Origin of the sequence: Frondihabitans sp. VKM Ac-2883 (assembly GCF_015350875.1) — a bacterium.
GTDB lineage: Bacteria > Actinomycetota > Actinomycetes > Actinomycetales > Microbacteriaceae > Frondihabitans.
The window spans coordinates 178978-203489 of record NZ_JADKSF010000005.1 but is presented as its reverse complement, the minus strand read 5'-3'; the positions used below and the strand labels follow the sequence as shown (position 1 = coordinate 203489).

Below are 24512 nucleotides of genomic sequence, written 5' to 3'. Positions count from 1 at the left end.
CCGCTCAATCGGCTCAGACCCGCTCAGTCGGCTCAGACCCGCACAATCGGCTCAGACACCTGCCCTAGGGCGGATGTCTAGGCCACCCGTGCGGGTCTGAGTCGTTTGCGCGTGCAGCCCGTCAGCGCGCCATCAGCGACGCACCGGCCGACACCGGCAATCGCCACGCCGGAATCAGTGCGGCGAGCATCACGACGGCGATCACTGCGAGCGCGAAGTCGTAGGCGAACACGGGCGACGCGTTCGTCGGAGCGCCGATCAGCCGACCGGCCGAGATCGCCACGGCGCCCAGGGCGATTCCGGCGCCGATGGCGATCTGCTGGATCGTCGAGTCGAGCACGGTGGCCCCAGTCATCTGCGGCTTCTCGACGTCGGCGTAGGTGAGCGTGTTGTACGCCGTGAAGCCCACCGACCGTGCCGCTCCCGAAAGCACGAGCACCGCGATCATGAGGCCGAACGGGGTCGCGGGGCGGAAGGTCGACATGCCGAGGAGGCAGACCACCCCGACGACGTGCGCGACGAGCAGCAGCCGCCGGAACCCGAACGTGCGGATCATCCAGGTGGTGGCGGGCTTCACGCCGAGGTTCCCGGCGAAGAGGAAGAGGATCGCACTCCCCGCCTGCAGCGGCGTCCAGCCGAACGCACCCTGGTAGAGCAGCGGCAGCACGAACGGAATCGCGCTGATGACGAACCGGTAGGCGGATCCTCCCCCGAGCGCGACAGCGTAGGTGTGGATCCGCAGCAGACGCAGATCGACGAACGGCTGCGGGGTGCGCCGGAGGTGCCGCAGGGCAAGCGTCACCCCGACAGCGCCGGCGACCAGGAACACCAGGGCCTGAGCCACATCGACCGGAGTGCTGGCGAGCAGCGTCGTTCCCCAGACGAGGCAGCCGATGCCGATGCTCGTCAGCGCGAGGCCGAGCCAGTCGGGCGGTGTCGGCTCGAACTCGCCCGCGGGGATATCCGAACGCCCGGGGACCACCCGAAGCGCGACGACGAACCCGAGGATCCCGAGCGGCACGTTCACGACGAAGATCCAGTGCCACGACGCGTACGTGGTCAGGAGTCCTCCGACGAACGGGGCGAGGATCGGCGCCACAAGGGCCGGCCACGTGAGCCAGGCCACCGCGCGGATCACGTCTTTCTTCTCGGTCACGCGTAAGACGGTCATGCGACCGACGGGCACCATCATCGCCCCACCGATACCTTGAACGACCCGCGCGACGACGAGCATCGGCAGAGAGGTGCTGGCGGCACAGGCGATCGAGGCGAGCGTGAAGAGGGCGATCGCGGTCAGCAGGATCCTTCGGCTCCCGAAGCGATCCGCGAGCCAGCCCGTCACCGGGATCAGCACGGCGACGGTGAGCACATAGGCCGTGATGGTCACGCCGACGCTGGTCGCGTCGACGTGCAGGTCGCGTGCGATGCTCGGCACCGCCGTGGTGACGATGGTCGAGTCGAGGTTCTCCATGAAGAAGCACCCGGCCACGAGCAGGGCAAGCGCGTTCGAGCTCGTGCTCCCGCTCTTCAACGACGTCATCCGCTCAAGTATGGCCCGTGACGCGAACGGCGCCCCGCTCCTCCCCCGCTGGTACCGCCCGAACCCCTTCGCAGGGCTGACTTTGTGCGTCGGAGACCCCTTTTCCACGGAACGTCCCGATGCTCTCGGTTAGTCTTCGGTTCCGTCACTGCAACCGATGATTGGGTTCCGGAATGTCCGATTCACCTCGCACGCGACTCCGCGTCCGCCCGCGACACGTCGTCCGATGGGTCGCCGTGGTCGTCGTCGCCCTGCTCGTAGCGACCGTCGGCTACGCGGTCTACAACTACAACCACTTCGTCGGAGGCGTGACGCACATCGACGCGATCCCCTCAACGACCTCGGTCGCCTCGTCGTCGGGCGAGAACATCCTGCTCGTCGGCGATGATCACCGGCCCGCCAATGCTTCCGCGGCCGAGCTCGCCGAACTCGGCACCACCGCTGACGGCGGCGGCACGAATACCGACACGATGCTCGTGCTCCACATCCCGGACGGCGGGGCGAAGGCCTCGCTCATCTCGTTCCCCCGCGACTCGTGGGTGGACATCCCCGGCTACGGCGAAGGAAAACTCAACGCCGCCTTCGTCTACGGCAGCCAGAAGGGCGGCGACGCCGGGGGTGCGCAACTCCTGGTGAAGACGATCGAGAACGTCAGCGGACTGCACATCGACCACTTCGTCCGCATCTCGATGCTCGGCTTCTACGACGTCGCGAAATCACTCGGGCCGATCAAGGTCTGCCTCAACGACGCCGTCGACGACAATTATTCGACCTTTAAGGCCCCCGCGGGAGTGTCGACCCTCGATGCCAAGCAGGCCCTGGCGTTCGTTCGCCAACGCCACGGACTCCCCAACGGCGACTTTGATCGACAGGCGCGGCAGCGCTACTTCCTCAGCCGCGAGGCGAAGAACTTCCTCTCCGCCGGCACGATCCTCAACCCCGGCAAGCTCAACTCCGCACTCACCGCGGCGAGCTCGGCCATTCAGACCGACCCCGACCTCAACTGGCTAACCCTCGCGACGCAGCTAAGGGGGCTCGCGGGCGGCGATCTCGAATCGACGAGCATTCCCACCTCGGGAACCCCGACCATCACCGTCGGCGGCACGGCCGTCTCGATCGTGCAGGTCGATACCGCCAAGATGCCCTCGTTCATCGCCTCGCTCGACGAGACGAAAGAGTCGACCAGCAGCACGACCTCTGCGGCCGCGGCCGTGAAGCCCAGCGAGGTCACGGTCAGCGTGCTGAACGGCAGCGGCGTCGACGGCGCCGCGTTGGCGAGTTCGTCGGCCCTGTCGACCGCGGGCTTCTCAACGACGGCGGTCTCGTCGGTGTCGACACGGGAGGCCACGACGGTCCAGTACCCGGCATCGAGGGCGGCCGAGGCCAAGCTGGTCGCGAAGTACGTGCCCGGAGCGACCCTCGAGGCCGTCACGGGTGTCGCTAACGTCACGGTCGTGCTGGGCACCGACGGTGCAGCGGCGAAATCGACCGCGACGTCGGGTTCAGCGGGGTCGGACGGATCCTCGTCTTCGGGGTCGGGCACGTCGGGAACATCGAAGACCAAAGGATCCAGCGACCAGGCAACCAGCGCAGCCGACAGTTCGATCCCCTGCATCAACTGAGGCAGCGACCTCGGCGTCGAATTAGCTCTCGTCGACGTCGAGGCTGACGCTCAGCTCGGCGGCGGCCGTCGGTTGGTCGTCGATCTGCACCCGCGGCACCCCCAACAGACTCGCCTCGCGCTCGAATGTGGACACGAGGGCCTCGTCGACCAACTCGTCGTAGGGGCTCGACTCGGATTCGGTGACCATCTGGCTAGCCGGCCCCAGCAGGAAGGTCGCCGATCCGACTGCCCCGTCGGCCTGGCGTGTAGGAATCCGGACGGTCGCAGACGACTGCCTGCGAGCCAATGCCTCGCCGAAGCGGAGGAGCGACTGGGCAATGGCGGTTCCGGTCACAACCGAGCCGTCTACATAGTGGATACGTTCCATCCCTCGGTCGTACCCGGTGAAGCTGGGGAGCGCCCTCTTGGAGGAGTCCCCTTGACACATCTGGGGCGGCATGACACCTGCGCGCGTTCGCGCTGGCGCGCAGTTCAGTGGCCGTCCCGGCCGAGAGTGGCCAGATGGTCGCCTACACGGCGGCTGGAGGGCCGTTCGGGCACTCTCGGCGCCGAGACCGAACTCGCCGCACCAGCGCGACGACAGCGGCCCCGATGAGGGCCCCGGCCGTGTTCGCGGCGAGATCACCGGCAGACGCCACACGATCGGGCAGAAAGAGGGCCTGACTCCCCTCCACCACGAGAGACAGCGCCAAGCCGAGCACCCCCGCCGACCACCACAGCCGCACGAGCAGCACCGACGCGACGAGGGCTCCGAACGGCGCGAAGAAGAGCACGTTCGCCGAGGTCTGGACGAAACCGTAGTCGACGAACCCGGGGAGGCCACGAGCGTGCCACCCCGCCAGTGCCGATTCGAGGCCGGCATCGATGGGCGCGTCGACCCGGGTGGGCCAGAAGGTGATCGTCAGGATGGCCCCGAGAATGACGACGAGGGCGAGACGTTCCGCTGGATGGAGTCGTCGGTGCATGCGCCCCCCTGTGACGAAAAATGGCCCCTCCGCTCGGGAGAGGCCATGTCGTGTGTCGAACCGGTTGCTGCGTGAGTGTTTGCTTGGTGGATCTGAGGGGACTCGAACCCCTGACCCCCTGCATGCCATGCAGGTGCGCTACCAGCTGCGCCACAGACCCAAACTTTGTGTTGCTTTTGGCCTTACCGGCCGGAGCAACCCTGTAAGATTACTACACTTTTCGAGCCGTCTCGACCACGTGCGACGACTCTGGTTCGCTCACCGTTTTACGCATGACTCACCGTTTAGTCGGTAAGCGGTGCGTGAAACGGTAAGCGACGTGTGCCCGGCGTCAGTCGGACCTGGCGCCGAGGCAACGGAGCCCGACGACTACGCGTCTTGCGAGGTCGTCTCCAATTCGAGCGCGATGGCGGGGCAGTCGCTCCAGAGGCGCTCGAGCGAGTAGAACTGGCGGTCTTCGTCGTGGAACACGTGCACGACGACGTCGCCGAAGTCGAGCAGGATCCATCGCCCCTCGGCGCGGCCCTCACGGCGGAGAGCTTTGACACCCGCCTCGAGCATCTTGTCTTCGACCTCGCCGGCGATGGCGATCACGTTGCGCTCGTTGCGCCCGGAGGCGAGGAGGAACACGTCGGTCAGGGCGAGGGGCTCGGAGACGTCGAGGGCGACGAGATCGTCAGCCTGCTTCGAGTCGGCGGCACGGGCGGCGAGCTGAACGAGCTCGATGGCACGGGGAGTGGCTGTCACGGATTCCTTTGGGTGAAACGTCGAGTCACGGCCGGCTAGACCGACCACGCGACGTGAAGCTCGATGCGAGGGAAGAAAGTTACAGGACGCCGGTGACGAAACCGACGACGACGCCACCCACGATAACAACAACCACGGCTGCGCCACAGATCGTAGCGACGATTGGCAGGCGATTGGTCTTGGGCTTGCCCCCGGCGAGCACGACCTGCCGGGTCGAGGTGTTGGCGCTCACGGCCCGACTGGCTCGCACAGGAGTGGCGTCGTTGCCCTCGGGCTCGCGATCGCCCTCTTCGAGCATGCGATCGATGTCGGCGCCGTCGATGCGCTGGATGTGGTGCGACCCGGTCGTCGCGAGACTGCGCGGAAGGTCGATCGATCCGGTGATGATCACTTCGCCGGTGGCGTTCAGGGCGCCGGTGACATCGGGGAGGCGGTCGTCGCCGAGGATGAGCGCGTTGTGCTGCCCGGTCGACGAGCTGAAACTGCCACCGACGGGCCCGTGGGCGTCGTCGTCGCGCTCGGCCTGCGTCGACCAGTGGCCGGTCGGCGGCGTGTAGGGGGTCGGCAACTCGGGCACCGAGGCCGGGACGCGAGGTGTGCTCGCACCTTTGCTTCCGGCTACGTCGGCCTTCTCGGCCGCGGGCGGCTGAACGGGCGGGATCTCGATCGGCGGCGTGACTCTCGGAACCGCCTGGGCCGCCGACGCGGGAGAAGACGACGAAGCGGACGGAGCCGACGGGACCGAAACGGACGGCGACGACGAAGGGGAGGGCGCAGGATCCGGGACGGCACGCGTTGCAGCCTTACCGGGGCCATTCTCGGAGCCCGAAAGCGTCAGGGGGAACACCGTGGGCACCGACGACGGAGCGGGTGCGGAACCCGAGGGCGAGGCCGTGTTGTGGGTCGAACCAGTGCCACGTCGACGCGGGCCCTCGTCGGCCGCGTCCGCGACCGACGGCGTCTCGACGAGAGGCTCTTCCACCGCCGGCGAGCGGTGCACGGACCGCGGCGCCGGTGTTCCGGCTGACTCGACCTCGTCGTCGGCGTCGTCGACGTCGTCGGCCGGGATCGGGGCCGCGGGCATGGGCTGCGCCTCACGCGGGGGGATGATGGGCCTGGGCGTGCCATTCTCGATGTCGGCCACGTGGCTCAGGGCGTCAGAGAGCCCTCGCTCGCTGGCTCCCTCGGCCGTCGTCGGTCGGGGTGCCCGAAGGGGTACGGGCGCTGCATCGGCAGGCTGGAGTGCGTCGCGCTGAGCGCGAAGCTCTCGACGGGTCGGCCCCTGGCCGGGGGCTGCGATCGAGCCGGGTGCCGGAGCGGCAGCTGCCGGGCGACCGGTGCCCGTTACCGAAGTCGACCCCGGTGCACTCGACGAACCGGGAGCTCGAGACGACACGGGTGCTTTCGACGACGCGGGTGCTGTGGACGACACGGGCATGGCAGACGGAACGGGAGAACCGGAGACGACCGAGATGCTCCCCGTGATCGCCTCGCCCGCCTCTTTCGCCCTTTCGAGGTCGCGCACCTGCCGCCTGGTGAGTGGCGGCTGGCCGTCTGTCGAACTCATTCAGTCTCCGTCACGGTCGCTTCGACCGATTCTGTGCTCGTACTCGGTGCGGTGATGCTCTGCGGTTCGACAGAGGCGTCTTCGTACAGGTGGTGCTTCGAGATGTACTGGACGACGCCGTCGGGTACCAGGTACCAGACGGGAGAGCCCCGACCGACTCGGCTGCGGCAGTCGGTCGATGAGATCGCCAGTGCGGGAACCTCCAGCAAGCTTACTTCGCTCTCTGGGAGGCCGCTGACGCTGAGGTCGTGTCCTGGCCGAGACACGGCGACGAAGTGCGCGAGCTCCCAGAGCTCCTGCACGTCTTTCCAGTCGAGGATCTGCGCCACGGCGTCGGCACCCGTGATGAAGAAGAGCTGGGCGTCGGGGTGCTCGGCGCGGATGTCGCGAAGAGTGTCGATCGTGAAGGTCGCGCCCTGACGATCGATGTCGACGCGGCTGACCGTGAACATCGGGTTCGACGCGGTCGCGATCACCGTCATCAGGTAGCGGTGCTCGGCCTCCGTCACCACTCGGTGACCCGGACCGCTCTTCATCCAGGGTTGACCGGTGGGCACGAAGACGACCTCGTCGAGATCGAATTCGGTGGCGACCTCACTGGCTGCCACGAGGTGACCGTTGTGGATGGGATCGAAGGTGCCACCCATGACGCCGATGCGGCGCAGAGGCGCGGACACCCCAACAGCCGAGCGAACTGCCGTCAACTGATCGGTCGACACGGAGGCTTCGGTCGTCACGAGGAGGGCCTGCGGGCCGCTGCTCAGTTGGCCTTGGGGTGACCGAACTCGTCGATCGGAAGGCTGTCGGTGTCGACGGTGTGGTGCACGGGCTGCTGGTCGTCATGACCGGGTCCGGTGTAGCCGCGGTTGGCGACGTTCTTGTAGCTGAAGACGACGAAGCCGAGGATCGTGAACACGGCGGCCGCGATCAGTGCGATGACGGGCGCGGGCGCGAAAACCGGTGCGAGTTGCTCTTCTGCGGCCAGGATGCTGGTGATCATGTGCGAGGTCTCCGTTCAGGCAGTACTACCGGTCGAGTCTAGCCTTCACCGAGGCGCTAGCCGCGCACCTGCCCCGACCCGCGAACGATCCATTTGCTGCTGGTGAGCTCGGGGAGCCCCATCGGCCCTCGAGCGTGCAGCTTCTGCGTCGAGATGCCCACCTCTGCGCCGAAGCCGAATTCGCCCCCGTCGGTGAATCGCGGGGAGGTGTTGACCATGACGACCGCGCTGTCGACCTCGGCCAGAAAGCGCTCCGTGTTGCGGAGGTCGTTGGTGATGATCGACTCGGTGTGATGGGTCGAATAGCGGGCGATGTGGTCCATCGCCTCGTCGATCGAGTCGACCACCTTCACCGAGAGGTCGAGCGACATGTACTCGGTGGCCCAGTCGTCGGCGGTCGCGGGCACCGAGTCGGCGAAGAGCGCACGGGTTCGCTCGTCGGCGTGGATCGTGACGCCCGCCGCGCGAAGGTCGGCCAGCACGCTGGGCAGGAGGCGTTCGGCGGCCGCCTCGTGCACGAGCAGCGTCTCGAGAGCGTTGCAGACGCTTGGCCGTTGCACTTTGGCGTTGTGCACGATGTCACGGGCCCAGTCGCCGTCGGCCGACTCGTCGAGGAACACGTGGACCACGCCCGCCCCGGTCTCGATGACGGGGACCTTCGACTCCTGCACGACCGTGTCGATCAGCTGCGCACTCCCCCGCGGAACGAGTACGTCGACGTAGCCGCGAGCTCGCATCAGATCGGTGGCGCCGGAGCGGCCGAACTCGTCGATGGTCTGGACGGCATCGCGGGGCAGACCCGCCGACTCGAGGGCCTCTTGGATGACCTCGACGAGTACGCGGTTGGTGCTCTCAGCAGCACTCCCCCCTCGCAGGACTGCGGCGTTGCCGCTCTTCAGGGCAAGCGCCGCGATGTCGATGGTGACGTTCGGCCGAGCCTCATAGATCGCTCCGACGACGCCGAAGGGCACTCGCACCTGCGTCAGCTGCAAGCCGTTCGGCAGGATCTTGCCGCGAAGAGCCTCCCCCACCGGGTCGACGAGCGTCGCGATGAGCTCGGTGGCCTCCGCGAGGGAGTCGAGACGGACCTCGTCGAGCCGGAGCCGGTCTTGCAGCCCCTGCGTCATTCCCGAGTCGCTTCCGCGAGCCAGGTCGAGTTCGTTGGCGGCGATGATTCGCGAGCTCTGCGACCGCACCGCTCGGGCGATGGCGGTGAGCCCCGTGTTCTTGACGTCGGCCGTCGCCGTGGCGAGCGCCCGGGAGGCCGAACGGGCGAGTTCGAGCTTCGCCACGAGGGCGGGGTCGAGCCCGTCGAGCGGGAGCGTCTCGGGGGCGGTCGTGGCGACTTCGGAGATCGACATGCGCCGAGTGTAGTGCCGGCTCATCGGATCCTCAGCCCCGGTCAGGTCGACGAGAGGCGTTTGCAGCGGCAGGATCCGCGGAGCCGAGCTCAGCCTGCTGTCTCGGCCGGTGCACCCTCGCTCGCCCCGAACCACGTGCCGACATCGGCGCCCGAGAGCGCTTCGGCGACGAGCGTGGTCGACGTCACGAGAACCGGTGTGCCGGCCTCCGTCGCGAAGCGTGCGGCGGCGACCTTGGTGCCTGCCCCGCCGGTACCGACGCCGGCCGCTCCGGCCGAGCCGAAGGTCACGCCGGCGAGGTCGTCGCCGAAGACCACGTCGGTGATCTTGACGGCGCCGGGCTCGTGCGGCGGACGCGTGTAGAGCGCATCGACGTCGGAGAGCAGAACGAGGAGATCGGCCTCGACCAGTTCCGAGACGAGGGCAGCGAGGCGGTCGTTGTCGCCGAAGCGGATCTCGTGCGTGGCGACGGTGTCGTTCTCGTTGACGATCGGCAGGATGCGCAGCTTCAGCAGACGCTCCATGGCGCGCTGGGCGTTCGACCGGTGCGTGGGATTATCGATGTCGCCGGCGGTCAACAGCACCTGGCCCGCCACGATGCCGTAGCGGCGAAGGCTCTCCTGATACCGGTAGATGAGCACGTTCTGCCCAACCGCGGCGGCGGCCTGCTGGGTCGCGAGGTCGGTCGGACGGCCGTCGAGATTGAGGTACGGCATGCCGGTCGCGATAGCGCCCGACGAGACCAGGATGACCTCGGATCCTCGGCCGTAGGCGTCGGCGAGAGCGTCAACGAGCGGGCCGATCTGATCGGCGTTGGGCCCGCTGATCGACGACGACCCCACCTTGACGACGATGCGGCGAGCGGCCGGGACGTCGGCACGCGAGCGAAGCGGACCACGCGACACGGCGACCGGAGCTGCCGCGGGAGGGGGATCCTGCTGCTCTGCGGTGCCCACTCCGGCCTCGATCTCGGTCACGCCTTCTCGTCGGCCTCTCGTGCGGTGTCGTTCTCGGGCGCGCTGTCGTTCTCGCGCGCGCTGTCGTTCTCGCGCGTGCTGTCGCCCTCGTCGCCGAATTCGGCCTGATCGCGGGCGTCGGCGTCGCTGAGCTCGGCGGCGTCGCGAACGGCTGGGTCGACCTCGAATCCGTCGTCGTCCGTCCACAGGCCGGCCGCGCGCTCGCGCATCAGCTCGGCGCGTGCCTCGGCCTTAGCGTCCATGCGGGCGAAGTACTCCTCCCGGCGCTCGTTACGGGTCTGGCGGGAGCTCTGGTGGAGGCGCGGGTCGGTTCCGCGAGCGGCGGTCATGAGCTCGGCGGTCGAGGTGAGCGTGGGCTCCCAGTCGAAGACGATGCCGTCGACACCACCGATGACGACGGTGGATCCGGCGACGGCGCCCGCCTTGAACAGCTGGTCTTCGATGCCGAGCTTGTTGAGACGGTCGGCGAGGTAGCCGACGGCCTCTTCGTTGTTGAACTGCGTCTGCATGACCCAGCGCTCCGGCTTGATGCCGCGGATCCGGTACAGGTTGCCGTACGTGCCGCCCTCCACCGTGACGGTGAACTTCGACTCGTTGACGGCCCGCGGGCGGATGACGATACGCGGGCGCTCGAGCTCTTCCGCGGCACGCGCGGCACGGTCGGCCTCGACCACCTCGGCGAGGGCGAACGAGAGCTCGCGGAGGCCCTCGCGCGAGACGGCGGAGATCTCGAAGACGCGGTAGCCCTGGCCTTCGAGGTCGGCGCGCACGAAGTCAGCGAGCTCGCGCGCCTCGGGCACGTCGATCTTGTTCAGCACGATCATCTGCGCGCGCTCGAGCAACGGCAGCTGACCGGCGGGCACGGGATAGGCCGCCAGTTCGGCCTTGATGACCTCGAGGTCGGTCAGCGGGTCGCGGCCGGGCTCGAGCGTGGCGCAGTCGAGCACGTGCAGGAGGGCCGAGCAGCGCTCGACGTGGCGCAAGAACTCGAGCCCGAGGCCCTTGCCCTCGCTCGCGCCCTCGATGAGACCGGGGACGTCGGCGACGGTGAAGCGCGTGGCTCCCGACTCGACGACACCGAGGTTCGGGTGCAGGGTCGTGAACGGGTAGTCGGCGATCTTCGGCTTGGCGGCCGAGATGGCGGCGACGAGGCTCGACTTGCCGGCCGAGGGGTAGCCCACGAGCGCGACGTCGGCGACGACCTTGAGCTCGAGCATGACGTCACCCTGCCAACCGGGCGTGCCGAGCAGAGCGAAGCCGGGCGCCTTGCGCTTGGTCGACGAGAGAGCGGCATTGCCGAGGCCGCCGATGCCCCCTTCGGCCACGACGTAGCGGAGGCCCGACACGTTCATGTCGATGAGCTCGTTGCCGTCGACGTCGGTGACGACCGTGCCGACGGGCACGAGCAGCTCGAGCTCTTCGCCGTTGTTGCCGGAGCGGTGGTCGCCCATGCCGGGCCCGCCGTTCGGGCTGGAGCGGTGCGGGTTGCGGTGGAAGCCGAGGAGCGTCGTGACGCCGGTGTCGCTGACGAGCACGATATCGCCGCCGTGGCCGCCGTTGCCGCCGTCGGGGCCCGCGAGGGGCTTGAACTTCTCGCGGCGGACCGAGACGCAGCCATCCCCGCCGTTGCCCGCCTTGAGGTGGAGCGACACGTGGTCGACGAATGTTGCCATGGGTTTGTCTCAGTCCGTTGGGGTTGGTGGTGCTGGAATTGCGGTGGTGCAGGAACGCGGTGGTGCTCTAAACACGGATGGGCGAGCCGAAGCTCGCCCATCCGGAGAAATCAGGTGCTACGCGTCGGCGCCGACGATGTTGATGACCTTGCGACCGCCCTTGGCACCGAACTCGACGCTGCCCGCGGCGAGGGCGAACAGGGTGTCGTCGCCGCCACGGCCGACGTTGACGCCGGGGTGGAAGTGGGTGCCGCGCTGGCGGACGATGATCTCGCCGGCCGAGACGACCTGACCGCCGAAGCGCTTCACGCCGAGGCGCTGAGCGTTCGAGTCGCGGCCGTTACGGGTGGATGATGCGCCCTTTTTATGTGCCATGAGTTGTCAGCCCCTTCTCTACTTGGTGGTGATCGCGGTGATCTTGACGCGGGTCAGGTCGGCACGGAAGCCCATGCGACGCTTGTAACCGGTCTTGTTGCGGTAGTTCTGGATGACGATCTTGGGGCCGCGGAGGTCGTTCAAGACCTCGCCCTCGACGGTGACCTTGGCGAGGTCGTCGCCGGTCAGGATCGTGTCGCCGTCGACGTGCAGGACGGGGACGAACGAGACGGTGTCGGCTTCGGCGGCCTTGAGACGGTCGACGGTCAGAATCGTTCCGACCTCGACGCGCTCCTGACGACCACCGGCGCGCACGATTGCGAATGCCATGGATGCTCCTTGGTTGGGGTGGCTTCCGATGGCGATCGCCGTCTGAGGCCCGATATGCCCGAGCGCAGATGGCCGGGCCGAGAAGTCTGGGCGGCTTCGAGAGCACGCACCAACGGCCAAGACTACCGGCCGGGGGCGGGAGCGTCAAACAGCGGCGAGTAGCATTCCGGCGTGAGCATCCTGATCGACGATCCCGTCTGGCCCGCCCACGACACCGTGTGGTCGCACCTCGTCAGCGATTCGTCGTACGACGAGCTGCACGAGTTCGCATCGGCTCACGGCGTCCCGCGACGCGCGTTCGACTTCGACCACTACGACGTTCCGGCAAGCCGCTACGACGAGCTCGTTGCCGCCGGAGCGCTGCAGGTGGGCGGCAAGGAGCTGGCCGTGCGCCTGCAGGCCAGCGGGTTGCGCGTGCCGCAGTGGCGTAAGCGGCAGTTGCGCTGATCCTGCGCGCCCCGTCTGCGAATTCGAAGGAGATTTCGGGGCCGCACCCCGTCGGATCCTTGAGTTGTCGTCCGGGTGCCAGCGTTTCTCCTTCGAATTCGGCAGCGGCCTAGCGCGGAGCGGGCGGGGCGAAGCGGGCGAGCGACTCCGGGTCGGAAGGCGGCGCCGGCGCAGGCGCCTCGGCAGTATCGACCGCAGGATCCGGCACGGCGTGGGCTGAGACCGACGCCTCTTCGCCACCGACCGAGCTCTTCTCGGGGGGCTCGACCGAGGGATCCTCGTCACCTTCGACGTCGATCATCGACGCGTCGATCGCGGTGGCCGCTCCGGCCGCCTCGAGGCGCGTCGCCCAGAGCCAAGAGAGCGTGACTCCCCCGGCCAGGACGGCGGTGAGCTGCACGCCGAGTGCGAGCGGCGCGAACACGGTGCCGACGACGATCGTCGCTACGTCTCCCGAGGGCACGGAGGCGATCAGGCCCACGACGACGAGTGCGGCTGCTCCAGCAACTCCGGCTGCCACGGCTCGCGCCAGAGCAAGCAGAAGGGACACGGTCGCGGTCACGTGGAAGATGACGGCCAGGGCGAGGAGAGCGACGACGTAGAAAGGCAGGGGGTCGAGCACGACCGCGCGCAAGAAGAGTCCGACCGGAGCGGCCAGGAAACCGCTGCCGTAGGCCGAAGGATCGTAGGCGACCGCGTTGCCCAGGAGCTGGATCAGCGCCACGACGAATCGGACGACGATCAGCACTCCCACGGCGACGGCGGCGGCGAGCACCGACCCGGCCGTGACCCCGACGTCTGCCAAGCCGTCCGGCAGGCGCGAACCTCGGCGGCGCCGCCTCGACGACGCCCGCCTTCCGGGTGACGCGTGCGGGGCCGAGTGCGGGCCGGGAGGAGTCTTCGGTGTGGACACGCGCGACTCCTCTCGGCCCGATCAGCTATTACAGGTCGTCGGACGATACTCCCACGCCGAGGATGAACGGGCCCGCCTCGTCGTCACCGGCCGCTGGTGCGGAGGCCGGAGCGGCTGCCGTTCCCGTGCTGGAGGCGCGACGCGACCGGTTTCGGCCCTGACCGGGCTGCTTCGGTTCGGGCAGGGCGCCCAGGACGGAGTCGAGGATCTGCTCGGCGTCGTGAGTCGAAATCTTGCGCGGTGCGCGCTCTACCTTGGCAACGGGGATGTCGAGGATCGCGACGGTCGCCTCCGGCTGGACCACGGTCGCCTGCGAGCGACGCGAGGGCGCCTTCTCGCGGACGACGGGGGCATCGGCCGGCTTGGTTTCCGCCCGCGTCGACTCGGCCTGCTTCGACTCCGCCTGTACGGAGTCGGCCTGCGTCGAATCAGCCTGCTTCGACTCGACGGGTGCCGAACCGGCACTCGGCAGATCGATGACAGCGGGTGCGGAAGACGTCTCGGCCTCACCCGACGCCGCCGACGACGAGGCACGACGTCCACGGCCGCGGCGCGAGCGGCCCTTGGCCGGCGTCTCGGTCGCGTCGTCATCAAGAGAGATCGACGCTGCGGTCGAAACCGAAGGATCCGGCGTGGTCGCCGACACGGAATCGCCCGCTGCGTTCTCGGCCGCAACGGCATCGATGGCTGCTTCGACCGCGGCAGCCGTCTCGGCGGGTGTCGCGGGAGTGTCGTCGGAGTGGACGACCGTCGACGCGGCGATCTTGGCGAGGGCGTTCTTCACGTCGTCGGTGATGGCGTGGATTGTGCCGGTCGCCGGCTGCGACTCGGAACCGCGCTGAGAGCGACCATTGCCGCCGCCGTTGCTTCCGCCGTTGCCATTGCCGTTTGCTGCACCGCCGTTGCCGCCCTGCTTGGCACGACGACGCTCCTGCGAGCGCTGACGGTTCTGCTGCTGCTGCTCCTGGGCCTGCTGGCGGTCGACGCCGATCTCTTGGAACGACTCCATGAGGCCGAGGCCGAGCTTCTTACGGGTCATCTGCACGAGCCCGAGCGACGTGACCTCGGCGACCTGGTGCTTGGTGCGGTCGCGACTGAGGCACTCGACGAGACGGCGCAGCACGAGGTCGCGGTTCGTCTCGAGCACCATGTCGATGAAGTCGACGACGATGATGCCACCGATGTCGCGGAGGCGGAGCTGACGCACGAGCTCTTCAGCGGCCTCGATGTTGTTCTTCGTGACCGTCTCTTCGAGGTTGCCGCCCGACCCGACGAACTTGCCGGTGTTGACGTCGACGACCGTCATGGCCTCGGTGCGGTCGATCACGAGCGAGCCGCCCGAGGGGAGCCAGACCTTGCGGTCGAGGGCCTTGTCGATCTGCTCGTTGAGGCGGTACTCGTCAAATGAGTCTTTGTCGCCCTCATAGGCCTTGACTCGATCGAGGAGGTCGGGCGCGACCGCCGAGAGATACGTCTCGATGGTCTGCTGAGACTCTTCGCCGTCGATGACGAGCTCGTGGAAGTCTTCGTTGAAGACATCGCGCACGATCTTGATCAGCAGGTCGGGCTCGGAGTGCAGGAGGTTGGGAGCGTTGCCCGCTTCGACCTTCTTCGAGATGTCGTCCCACTGGTTGAGGAGGCGCTTCACGTCGAGCGTGAGCTGCTCTTCGGTCGCGCCCTCGGCCGCCGTGCGGACGATGACGCCGGTGTTCTCCGGAAGGGCCTCCTTGAGAATCTTCTTCAGACGAGCGCGCTCCGTGTCGGGCAGCTTGCGGCTGATGCCGTTCATCGAGCCATTCGGCACGTAGACAAGGAATCGGCCCGGGAGCGAGATCTGGCTCGTGAGGCGCGCGCCCTTGTGACCCACTGGATCCTTGGTCACCTGCACCAGGACACGATCGCCCGGCTTGAGGGCGAGCTCGATGCGACGGGGCTGGTTGCCGTGCTCGATCTTGTCCCAGTCGACTTCGCCCGAGTAGAGCACGGCGTTACGGCCGCGCCCGATGTCGACGAACGCCGCCTCCATGCTGGGGAGCACGTTCTGCACGCGGCCCAGGTAGACGTTGCCGATGAGCGAGACGTTCTGCGACTTGGCGACGTAGTGCTCGGCCAGAATGCCGTCTTCGATGACGCCGATCTGGATGCTGTCGCCCTGCGAGCGGACGACCATCTTGCGGTCGACGCTCTCGCGCCGGGCGAGGAACTCGGCCTCGGTGACCACGGGGCGGCGGCGACCGGCGTCGCGGCCGTCGCGACGGCGCTGCTTCTTGGCCTCGAGGCGGGTGGAGCCCTTGATGCGCTGGGGCTCGGTGATGAGCTCGGGCTCGGGGCGCTCACGCGGCTCGCGATTGGCGCGCGAACGAGTGCGGCTCGTCGAGACCTCGTCCGAGCCCTCGCCTCCGTTGCCGCCGCGGCTTCGGGATCGACGACGCGCCGGCCCCTGATCGCGGTCGTCGTCGTCATCGTCGTCGTCGAAGCGCGCCGGCAACGGCGAGATCTCGGGCGCGTGGAAGATGAGGCTCGTCGTGCTGAGCGGCGCCTCGAAGGGCGAGGCCGACGGGACGACGGGCGTCTGGTCGGCCGCGTCACGCTCGATCGTCTCGGTGTCGACCAGTTCGGCCGAAGCGGCGCTGTCATTGTTCGTGCCGGTGCCGTCGTTGCCGGCGTTGTCGATGGTGCTGTCGGGCTGGGTCACAGCGGTCGCCTCCTGGGGCACGTTCGTGTCGGCGGCCGGGGCGCTCAGCACCGCGTCGGCTCGCTCGGAATGAGAGGAAGGTGCGGTCGAAGCCGTGGGCTCCGCCTGCTTCGCTGCCTGCTTCGACCGGAATCCGGCGAACAGGCGACTTCTTCTCTTGGGACTGTTTTCGTTCTTCTCCACCATTGGTGGTGCAACTCCTCGCCCCGTGCGACGTTCTGCGGGTGCTCTGTTCGAACACCACCCGGATTGCCGCCGGGAAATCATGTGCGCGTGAACCTGACTGGACGAAGCGACCCCTGGTCGCCGCATCTCGCTGCTCCGCGAAATCTGTTCTGTCACGGGATCCGGTCAGGATCCGTGGAAATCTGTTCGGTCGCCCGTCGTTTCTGGCGACCGTCTTGCCTGTCGTTTCTGGCAGCCGACCGTCACGGTCGGAAAGCTCGCCCGGCTCTCACCCTGGGACTGTCCCGATTATCGCACGCCCTGCCCGTCGGGGTGGATTCTCTGCGTGTCATAATCCGTGGGTGCCGTCAGCCAAGGTTTCCACCAAGCCCGTAATCCAGCATCCGCTCACCGCGATCCTCTTGATCGTGGCCGGGGTGGTCGGGTTCTATGGCTCGTTCAAGCTGGTCGTCGAGAAGTACGAGCTGCTGGAGAACCCCACCAAGGGGCTCGCCTGCGACATCAATCCGTTCGTCTCGTGCTCGACCGTGATCGACAGTTGGCAGTCACACCTCTTCGGCTTTCCCAACCCGATCCTCGGTGTCGCGGGGTTCGTCGCCCCGATAGCCGTAGGGGTCGCGCTGCTCGCCGGGGCGAAGTTCGCCCGCTGGTTCTGGATCGCCTTCAACGCCGGCCTGTTCCTGGCCTGGGCGTTTGTCACGTTCCTGTTCATTCAGACGGTGTTCTTCATCGGCGCCCTCTGCCCCTGGTGCATGCTCGTCTGGACGGCCACGATCCCCATGTTCTGGCTCTTCACCGTCTGGAACCTCGCGAACGGCAAGCTCACTCGCAGCACGACGCTCCAGCGCCGCATGCGCGCCTTCCTGCCCTACTCGTGGGTACTCCCGGTGGTCAACTACCTCGTGATCGTCATCATCATCATCCAGCACTTCCCGCTGCTGCTCTCGGTGCTGTTCGGCTGATTCGCCCTCCGGTACATCCGCTGAAGCACCCCCCGCTGGCCAATTCGGGGGTGGCATCCGGGGGTTGTCTGGCCATCCGGGGGTGCGCCGAGCCCGGGCAAGTTCATTTCGGATACTGAAGAGGCCCTGGGGGATCTCCCAGGAAATCCATGACGTGTCACCGTTCAGCCTCGGTCAGACACCTGCCCCGGCTACTCTCGTTGATCGACAGCCGATGTTTACGCAGATCTGAGGACCCATGACACCGCCCCCCGAGACCGGTCAGACTAAGCGCGACCGTCGCGACGAAGCCCGGGAGAAGGCCCGCGTCGCCCGCGAGGCCGCCACCCGACGCCGTCGCCGCAACAAGAGCCTCCTGATCAGCGGAATCATCGTCGGCGCGCTCGCCCTCGTGACCGCGGTCACGCTCATCATCGTCAGTTCGGTGCAGCCCGCCGGCCCCGGCCCGAAGAACATGGCGTCGGGCGGGATCCTTCTTCAAGGAAGCGCGTCGACCAGCAAGATCACCGCCGTCGAGACGAAGGCCGTGCCCGCCGGCGGCAGCACGACCCCGACCGACCAGAAAAAGCTCGACAAGACCGTCAACATCTCGGTCTACCTCGACTACCAGTGCCCCTACTGCAACCAGTTCGAGACCACTAACGAAGCGCAGATCTCGACGTGGCTCAAGAAGGGTGCGATCACCTACGAGATTCACCCGATCTCGATCCTCGACGCGTCGTCGCTCGGCACGAAGTACTCGACTCGCTCGGCCAACGCGGCCATGTGCGTCGCCAACTACGACCCCGACTCGTTCCTCGCGGTGAACACCTCGTTCTTCGCGAACCAGCCGGCCGAGGGCTCCAAGGGGCTCACCGACGAGAAGCTCAAGAGCTTGATCACGGCCGCCGGCGCGACGAGCCCCGACATCTCGTCGTGCATCGACGACGGTACCTTCAAGGGCTTCGTCGCCGATCAGACCAAGGCGGCGCTGAACGAGAAGCTGCCGAACTCGTCGCTCGCCAAGCTCACCGGCACACCCACCGTGATCGTCAACGGTCAGGCGTACTCGGGCTCGCTCACCGACGCGGCGGCGTTCTCGTCGTTCGTGACCAGCCAGGCGACGAGCTAGCCGCTCTCCCGCACAAAGGAACGGCCCCGCACCTCGTCAGAGGCGCGGGGCCGTTCGGCGCTGTGGCCGCAGGTGCCTAGGCGAACCAGAGGGCGAGCTCGCGCGCCGCCGACTCGGGCGAGTCGCTGCCGTGCACGAGGTTCTGCTGCACTTTGAGGCCCCAGTCGCGGCCGAGGTCGCCGCGGATCGTTCCGGGGGCCGCGCTCGTCGGGTCGGTGGCACCGGCCAGGGAGCGGAAGCCGGCGATAACGCCGTTGCCGCCGATTCGGAGGGCGACTACGGGGCCGGACTCCATGAACTCGACGAGCGGCTCGTAGAAGGGCTTACCGACGTGCTCCTCGTAGTGAGCTGCGAGGAGCGAACGGTCGGCCTCGACAAGCTTGATGTCGACGAGACCGTATCCCTTCGCTTCGATGCGGCGGAGGATCTCGCCGGTCAGGTTACGGGCGACGCCGTCGGGCTTGACGAGGACCAGGGTTTCTTCGAGATCGGACACGGTAGCTCCTTAGGGGTGGGGGCGATGAGAAAGGGTTGCACTACTGATAGTCGCGCGGATCGAGGCCGGGGTTGGCCTCCATCCACGCGCGCAGGGCGGCGTTCCGTCGGTCGATCTGGATGCCCTTGACCAGGCAGAAGATCCAGATGCCGATGAAGACTGCTCCGACGACGTACATCAAGACGACGAGGATCCCGGTCAACGCCAGCAGCACCTGAACGATGCAGCCGAGCACGACGCCCCAGCGGTAGCGGAGGCCGGCGCCGGCGACGAGCATGAGAACGAGGAACCCGGCGCCGCCGAGAAGGGCCACGCTCCAGGGCAGAACCCCGGCACCGCCGACGTTCAGCACGAGGAAGAACAGCACGCATGCTTCGAGCACCAGCATGATCGAGAGCAGGCTCTCGGTCAGCGAGCGCTGGCGACGCGGGCGAGCGGCACGTGGGCTGCGCCCGGTCGCCGCATCCGCCACGGGGACCTCAGGATCCGAGGCGGCCCCGTCAGGATCGCTCGTCACGTTGCTCATTTCTCTCCGGCCTCGAGCGTCAGGCTCATCACTTCACCGACCAGCGTGATCGATCCGGTGACGACGACGCCGCCCTTCTCGGTCTCGTCGGCGAGGTCGCGGGCGATCGAGAGCGCGGAGACCACGTTCGTCTCGACGGTCACCCGGTCGGGGCCGACGATCCCGACGGCGATCTGAGCCAGCGTGTCGGCGTCGATGGCCCGATCGGAATCGGACTGCGTGATGACGAACTGCTCGACGACGGGCGCGAGGGCACGGATGATACCACCCGCGTCTTTGTCGGAGAGGATCGCGAGCACGGCGACGACGCGGTCGAAGTCGAAGTACTCGCCGAGCGCCTCGGCCAGCGAATGCGCACCGTGCGGGTTGTGCGCGGCGTCGACGAGGATCGTCGGATCGTTGCTGAGCACCTGGAGTCGACCGGGCGACGACGAGCCGGCGAGCCCCTCCGTGAGGATCTCGGGGTCGAGCGGCTGGGTGCCGTTGCCGAGGAACGACTCGACGGCTGCGATCGCGACCGCGGCGTTCTGCGCCTGGTGGCGGCCGAACAGCGGCAGCGGGATCTCCTCGTAGCGGCCGGCGATCCCCTGCACCGAGATCAGCTGACCGCCGACGGCGACCTTCGACTCGAGCACCTGGAATCCGGCGCCCTCCGAGACGAACGTCGATTCGGAGAGCTCCGTGGCGCGCTGCAGCTCGGCCAGCGCCTCGGGCACCTGTGCGGCCGAGACGACGTTCGACGAGGGCTTGATGATTCCCGACTTGGTGCGGGCGATCTCGAGCACGGTCGAGCCGAGCCGCTTCGTGTGGTCGAGGGCGATCGGGGTGAACACGGCGACCTGACCATCGGCCACGTTGGTGGAATCCCACTCGCCGCCCATGCCGACCTCGAGCACGACGACATCGGCGGGTGCGTCGGCGAACGACGCGAAAGCGAGCACCGTGAGAGCTTCGAAGTAGGTGAGCGGCTCCTCGCCGGCCGCGGTCAGCTCGTCGTCGACCATGCTGAGGAAGGGTGCGATGTCTCGCCAGTTGGCGGCCAGCGCGGCGTCACTGATCGGCTCGCCGTCGATCACGATCCGCTCGTTCACCTTGACCAGGTGCGGGCTCGTCATGAGGCCGGTGCGCAGGCCGTAGGCGCGCAGGATGCTCTCGATCATGCGGCTGGTCGACGTCTTGCCGTTGGTGCCGGTGATGTGGATCACCGGGTAGCTGCGGTGCGGGTCGCCGAGGAGTTCGACGGCACGACGGGTCGCCTCGAGGCGAGGCTGCGGGGTGTTCTCACCGATGCGCGCCAGAAGGGCCTCGTAGACCAGACGGGCTCCCGCCTCGTCGGCGGACTCGTCGAGGGGCTTCTCATCGTCACGATCGTCGTGATCGCGTTCGTCGTCGTCGCCCATCGAGGGGAAGTCGCCGAAGTCGTCGCGCGTGCCGAACACGTCGGGCAGCGGCCCGGGGTCGACAGTCTCGTCGTCGTCGTCGCGGCCGGGGCCTGCGGGGGTGTCACTCATGTTTGCTCACCTGCACTGTCACGGCCGCACCGTCGCCGACCGGAACGGCGTCGTCGGGGGCCTCGGAGAAGAGATCGACCTCGAGGTTCAGGGTGAGGGTCTCACCCATGATCAGGTCGCGGTGCGCCTCGACGGCAGCCTCGGCCGCGGCGTCGACGCCGAGGGTCAGTCGGATGCGGTCACTCACGTCGAGCCCGGCTGACTTTCGCGCGGCCTGTACGGCGCGGACGACGTCGCGGGCGAGCCCTTCGGCCGCGAGCTCGGGAGTGATCTGCGTGTCGAGGAGCACGAAGCCGCCGTCGCCGACGAAGGCGATCGCCCCGGCGCCCTCGGCTACGGTCAACTCGAGTGTGAACTCGCCGGGAATGAGAGCGATCCCGCCCACGACGACGCCCTGCTCACCCGACGCGTCGATGTCGCCGAGCGACCAGTCGCCCTTCTTGGCGGCCGGGATGACCTGTTGCACCTGCTTGCCGATGCGCGGACCGGCGGCCCGGGCGTTGACCGTGAGCTTACGAGTCACGCCGTAGTCGCCGAGCGACTCTTCGGTGAGGGCGTCGAGGGTGACCTCTTTGACGTTCAGCTCGTCGCGGAGGATGGCCGAGAAGGGCGACAGCTGCGCGGGATCCTGAGAGACGACAGTGATCGAGGCGAGTGGAAGGCGAACCCGAAGCCCGGTCGACTTGCGGAGCGCCAGGCCGGACGACGCGATCGCACGGATCCGGTCCATCGAGTCGACGAGCGTGTCGTCGCGCGGGAACGCCGACGAATCGGGCCAGTCGGTGAGGTGCACGCTGCGACCTCCGGTGAGGCCCTGCCAGATCTCTTCGGTGACCAGGGGCGCCAGCGGCGCGGCCACGCGGGTGAGCGTCTCGAGCACGGTGTAGAGCGTGTCGAAGGCGTCGTGGTCGTCACCCGACCAGAAGCGATCGCGCGACCGACGCACGTACCAGTTGGTGAGCACATCGGCGAAGTCGCGGAGCTTCGCGGTCGCGAGGGGCGAGTCGAGCGCCTCGAGGTCGTGAGCGACGTCGTCGACGAGCTGACCGGCCTTGGCCAGCAGGTACCGGTCGAGCACGTCCGTCGAATCGGTGCGCCAGGTCGGCTGGTACCCCTTCGAGTAGAGCGTGAAGAAGTAGTAGGTCGACCAGAGCGGGAGCAGGAACTGCCGGACGCTCTCGCGGATCCCCTCTTCGGTCACGATCAGGTTGCCGCCTCGGATCACGCTCGACGACATGAGAAACCAGCGCATCGCGTCGGCGCCGTCGCGGTCGAACACCTCGTTGACGTTCGGGTAGTTGCGGAGGCTCTTCGACATCTTCTGGCCGTCGGAGCCCAGCACGATTCCGTGGCTGATCACGTTCGAGAAGGCCGGTCGATCGAACAGACCGGTCGACAGGGCGTGCATGACGTAGAACCAGCCGCGGGTCTGCCCGATGTACTCGACGATGAAGTCGGCGGGGCTGTGGCTGTCGAACCACTCCTGGTTCTCGAACGGGTAGTGCACCTGAGCGAACGGCATCGAGCCGGAGTCGAACCAGACGTCGAAGACGTCTTCGATGCGACGCATGGTCGATGCGCCCGACGGGTCGTCGGGGTTCGGCCGGGTGAGGTCGTCGATGAACGGTCTGTGCAGGTCGGGCTCGCCCTCCGCGTTCAGCGGCAGACGACCGAAGTCGGCCTCGAGCTCGGCGAGCGAGCCGTAGACGTCGACGCGCGGGTACTCCGGGTTGTCGCTCTTCCACACCGGGATCGGCGATCCCCAGTAGCGGTTGCGCGAGATCGACCAGTCGCGCGCGTTCTCGACCCACTTGCCGAACTGGCCGTGCTTGACGTTCTCAGGAACCCAGTTGATCTCTTCGTTCAGCTCGACCATGCGGTCGCGGTAGTCGGTCACGCGCACGAACCACGACGACACGGCCTTGTAGATCAGCGGGTTGCGGCAGCGCCAGCAGTGCGGGTAGCTGTGCTCGTAGCTGGCCTGGCGGAGCAGACGCCCCTCGGCACGCAGCATCTGCGTGAGCGGCTTGTTCGCATCGAAGACCTGCAGGCCCGCGACCTCGCCGAACATCGGCAGGAAGCGCCCGCCCTCGTCGACCGAGATGATCGTCGGGATGCCGGCGGCCGAGCACACCTGCTGGTCGTCTTCACCGTAGGCGGGAGCCTGGTGGACGATGCCGGTGCCCTCGCCGGTGGCGACGTAGTCGGCGACCAGGATCCGCCACGCGTTTTCAGTGCCCCACTTTTCGAGGTCGGCATAGTGATCCCACAGCCGGTCGTACTGGACCCCGTCGAGCTCGCGTCCCTGCACAGTGCGCTCGACCGCGGCGAGCGCGTCGTCGGCGCTCTCGTAGCCCAGGTCTTTCGAGTAGGCGGCGACGGTGTCGGTCGCGAGGAGGAACCGGCTGAGTCCGTCGGCCGAGCCGTCGGCGGCACCGAGCGGGCCGGAGGGCAGCACCGAGTACTCGATGGCGGGGCCGACCGCGAGCGCGAGGTTCGTCGGGAGAGTCCAGGGGGTGGTGGTCCAGGCGAGAGCCTTGACGGCGGTCAGCCCGAGCACCTCGGCCCGCTCGCCGACGAGGGGGAACGTCACCGTGACGGTTTGATCTTGACGCATCTTGTAGACGTCGTCGTCCATGCGCAGCTCGTGGTTCGACAGCGGCGTCTCGTCGTGCCAGCAGTACGGCAGCACGCGGAAGCCCTCGTAAGCAAGGCCCTTGTCGTGGAGTGTCTTGAAGCCCCAGATGACGCTCTCCATGAAGGAGGTGTCGAGGGTCTTGTAGTCGTTCTCGAAGTCGACCCACCGTGCCTGGCGGGTGACGTACTCCTGCCACTCCCCCGTGTATTCGAGCACCGATTTGCGGGCGGCCGCGTTGAACTGCGCGACACCCATCTCGTCGATCTGGTGCTTCTCGGTAATGCCGAGCTGGCGCATCGCCTCGAGCTCGGCCGGGAGTCCGTGGGTGTCCCAGCCGAAACGTCGGTGCACCTGCTTGCCACGCATGGTCTGGAACCGTGGGAACACGTCTTTGGCGTAGCCCGTCAAGAGGTGGCCGTAGTGCGGGAGGCCGTTGGCGAACGGGGGGCCATCGTAGAAGACCCACTCCTCGCAGCCCTCGCGCTGGGCGATCGACTCCCGGAAGGTGTCGTCGCGCTTCCAGAAGGCGAGGATGCCCTGCTCGACGTCGGGGAACTTCGGCGACGCGGGAACGGCACGACGGCCGGTGCCGACGTGGTCGAGATCGGTGCGGGCGGACTCGGTGGTTTCGTCGAACTCAGCGGCCATTGTCAACTCCAGTGCAGATGCGCGGTGCTTGCTTCTCGCACGAGGACGGCTACCGGATGTCACCGGGAGTCGCGGTACCACCCCGCTTGCCCACCTCGATTGCCGGAGGGCCACTCATTGTCAGGCGATGTCGGGCCTGCCCCGCTCGGTTCTACCGGCCCGCACTTCGCCGACCGTGGTCTGCTCGCTGCAAGCGTTCTTCCGAGTGCTCCCCGGTGAT

The 24512-nt window shown here is 67.7% G+C and carries 22 protein-coding genes and 1 tRNA gene; 4 read left to right on the top strand and 19 right to left on the bottom strand.

Annotation, left to right across the window (positions count from 1 at the left end):
- Positions 1–121: 121 nt before the first annotated feature.
- Positions 122–1540, bottom strand: a complete 1419-nt coding sequence (locus tag ITJ49_RS11330; RefSeq protein ID WP_194605271.1) for an MFS transporter — start codon at positions 1538–1540, stop codon at positions 122–124.
- Positions 1541–1713: 173 nt separating this feature from the next.
- On the opposite strand from ITJ49_RS11330, the gene ITJ49_RS11325 reads away from it, so the two are divergent.
- Positions 1714–3162 carry an LCP family protein gene (locus ITJ49_RS11325; protein WP_194605268.1) on the top strand — a complete coding sequence of 483 codons (1449 nt, stop codon included), beginning with the start codon at positions 1714–1716 and terminating at the stop codon, positions 3160–3162.
- Between the two features lie 21 nt (positions 3163–3183).
- On the opposite strand, the gene ITJ49_RS11320 is transcribed toward ITJ49_RS11325, so the two are convergent.
- The 12 genes from ITJ49_RS11320 to rplU form a co-directional block, all read right to left on the bottom strand.
- Positions 3184–3531, bottom strand: coding sequence for a hypothetical protein (locus ITJ49_RS11320; RefSeq protein ID WP_194605265.1), 348 nt, complete (start codon positions 3529–3531; stop codon positions 3184–3186).
- Positions 3532–3673: 142 nt separating this feature from the next.
- Entirely contained in the window at positions 3674–4129 is a 456-nt protein-coding gene (locus ITJ49_RS11315) for a VanZ family protein (RefSeq protein WP_194605262.1), read from the bottom strand.
- A gap of 84 nt (positions 4130–4213) precedes the next feature.
- Positions 4214–4289, bottom strand: a tRNA-Ala gene (locus ITJ49_RS11310).
- Between the two features lie 209 nt (positions 4290–4498).
- On the bottom strand, positions 4499–4876 hold the full coding sequence (gene rsfS, locus ITJ49_RS11305) for a ribosome silencing factor (RefSeq protein ID WP_055962720.1): 378 nt from the start codon (positions 4874–4876) through the stop codon (positions 4499–4501).
- Between the two features lie 79 nt (positions 4877–4955).
- Positions 4956–6443 carry a hypothetical protein gene (locus ITJ49_RS11300; protein WP_194605259.1) on the bottom strand — a complete coding sequence of 496 codons (1488 nt, stop codon included), beginning with the start codon at positions 6441–6443 and terminating at the stop codon, positions 4956–4958.
- Complete coding sequence (gene nadD, locus ITJ49_RS11295; RefSeq protein WP_194605555.1) at positions 6440–7090, bottom strand: nicotinate-nucleotide adenylyltransferase; 651 nt, start codon at positions 7088–7090, stop codon at positions 6440–6442. Before nadD ends, ITJ49_RS11300 begins: the two co-directional genes overlap by 4 nt.
- Positions 7091–7203: 113 nt before the next feature.
- On the bottom strand, positions 7204–7443 hold the full coding sequence (locus ITJ49_RS11290) for a hypothetical protein (RefSeq protein ID WP_055962724.1): 240 nt from the start codon (positions 7441–7443) through the stop codon (positions 7204–7206).
- A gap of 56 nt (positions 7444–7499) precedes the next feature.
- Positions 7500–8804, bottom strand: a complete 1305-nt coding sequence (locus tag ITJ49_RS11285; RefSeq protein WP_194605256.1) for a glutamate-5-semialdehyde dehydrogenase — start codon at positions 8802–8804, stop codon at positions 7500–7502.
- A gap of 89 nt (positions 8805–8893) precedes the next feature.
- On the bottom strand, positions 8894–9709 hold the full coding sequence (gene proB / locus ITJ49_RS11280; protein ID WP_194605553.1) for a glutamate 5-kinase: 816 nt from the start codon (positions 9707–9709) through the stop codon (positions 8894–8896).
- Positions 9710–9777: 68 nt separating this feature from the next.
- A complete protein-coding gene (gene obgE / locus ITJ49_RS11275) occupies positions 9778–11454 on the bottom strand; it encodes a GTPase ObgE (protein WP_194605253.1) in 1677 nt (558 codons plus the stop codon).
- A 117-nt stretch (positions 11455–11571) separates the two neighbouring features.
- Complete coding sequence (gene rpmA / locus ITJ49_RS11270; RefSeq protein WP_123942584.1) at positions 11572–11829, bottom strand: 50S ribosomal protein L27; 258 nt, start codon at positions 11827–11829, stop codon at positions 11572–11574.
- A gap of 18 nt (positions 11830–11847) precedes the next feature.
- A complete protein-coding gene (rplU, locus tag ITJ49_RS11265) occupies positions 11848–12159 on the bottom strand; it encodes a 50S ribosomal protein L21 (RefSeq protein WP_123942586.1) in 312 nt (103 codons plus the stop codon).
- Between the two features lie 171 nt (positions 12160–12330).
- Here rplU and ITJ49_RS11260 point away from each other — a divergent pair, with 171 nt between their 5' ends.
- Positions 12331–12606, top strand: coding sequence for a DUF4031 domain-containing protein (locus ITJ49_RS11260; RefSeq protein WP_194605250.1), 276 nt, complete (start codon positions 12331–12333; stop codon positions 12604–12606).
- Between the two features lie 109 nt (positions 12607–12715).
- Here ITJ49_RS11260 and ITJ49_RS11255 read toward each other — a convergent pair whose 3' ends face one another.
- Together ITJ49_RS11255 and ITJ49_RS11250 are read right to left on the bottom strand one after the other, a co-directional pair.
- Positions 12716–13519, bottom strand: coding sequence for a hypothetical protein (locus ITJ49_RS11255; RefSeq protein ID WP_194605247.1), 804 nt, complete (start codon positions 13517–13519; stop codon positions 12716–12718).
- Positions 13520–13547: 28 nt separating this feature from the next.
- Positions 13548–16400 (bottom strand): Rne/Rng family ribonuclease, encoded by a 2853-nt coding sequence (locus ITJ49_RS11250; RefSeq protein WP_194605244.1) that lies wholly within the window; start codon positions 16398–16400, stop codon positions 13548–13550.
- Positions 16401–16741: 341 nt separating this feature from the next.
- Between ITJ49_RS11250 and ITJ49_RS11245 the strand changes: the two genes are divergently transcribed.
- Positions 16742–17362 (top strand): vitamin K epoxide reductase family protein, encoded by a 621-nt coding sequence (locus tag ITJ49_RS11245; RefSeq protein WP_370544482.1) that lies wholly within the window; start codon positions 16742–16744, stop codon positions 17360–17362.
- Positions 17363–17600: 238 nt separating this feature from the next.
- Complete coding sequence (locus ITJ49_RS11240; protein ID WP_194605241.1) at positions 17601–18473, top strand: thioredoxin domain-containing protein; 873 nt, start codon at positions 17601–17603, stop codon at positions 18471–18473.
- 76 nt (positions 18474–18549) lie between these two features.
- Here the strand turns inward: ITJ49_RS11240 and ndk are convergent, their stop codons facing one another.
- Genes ndk through ileS form a run of 4 tightly spaced genes read right to left on the bottom strand, consistent with a single transcriptional unit; the run spans position 18550 to position 24292 of the window.
- Entirely contained in the window at positions 18550–18969 is a 420-nt protein-coding gene (ndk, locus tag ITJ49_RS11235) for a nucleoside-diphosphate kinase (RefSeq protein WP_055962733.1), read from the bottom strand.
- 40 nt (positions 18970–19009) lie between these two features.
- Positions 19010–19495 (bottom strand): DUF4233 domain-containing protein, encoded by a 486-nt coding sequence (locus ITJ49_RS11230; protein ID WP_194605238.1) that lies wholly within the window; start codon positions 19493–19495, stop codon positions 19010–19012.
- A complete protein-coding gene (locus ITJ49_RS11225) occupies positions 19492–21006 on the bottom strand; it encodes a folylpolyglutamate synthase/dihydrofolate synthase family protein (RefSeq protein ID WP_194605235.1) in 1515 nt (504 codons plus the stop codon). The genes ITJ49_RS11230 and ITJ49_RS11225 overlap by 4 nt, the downstream gene beginning before the upstream one ends.
- Positions 20999–24292 (bottom strand): isoleucine--tRNA ligase, encoded by a 3294-nt coding sequence (gene ileS / locus ITJ49_RS11220; protein WP_194605232.1) that lies wholly within the window; start codon positions 24290–24292, stop codon positions 20999–21001. Before ileS ends, ITJ49_RS11225 begins: the two co-directional genes overlap by 8 nt.
- Between the last annotated feature and the right edge of the window lie 220 nt (positions 24293–24512).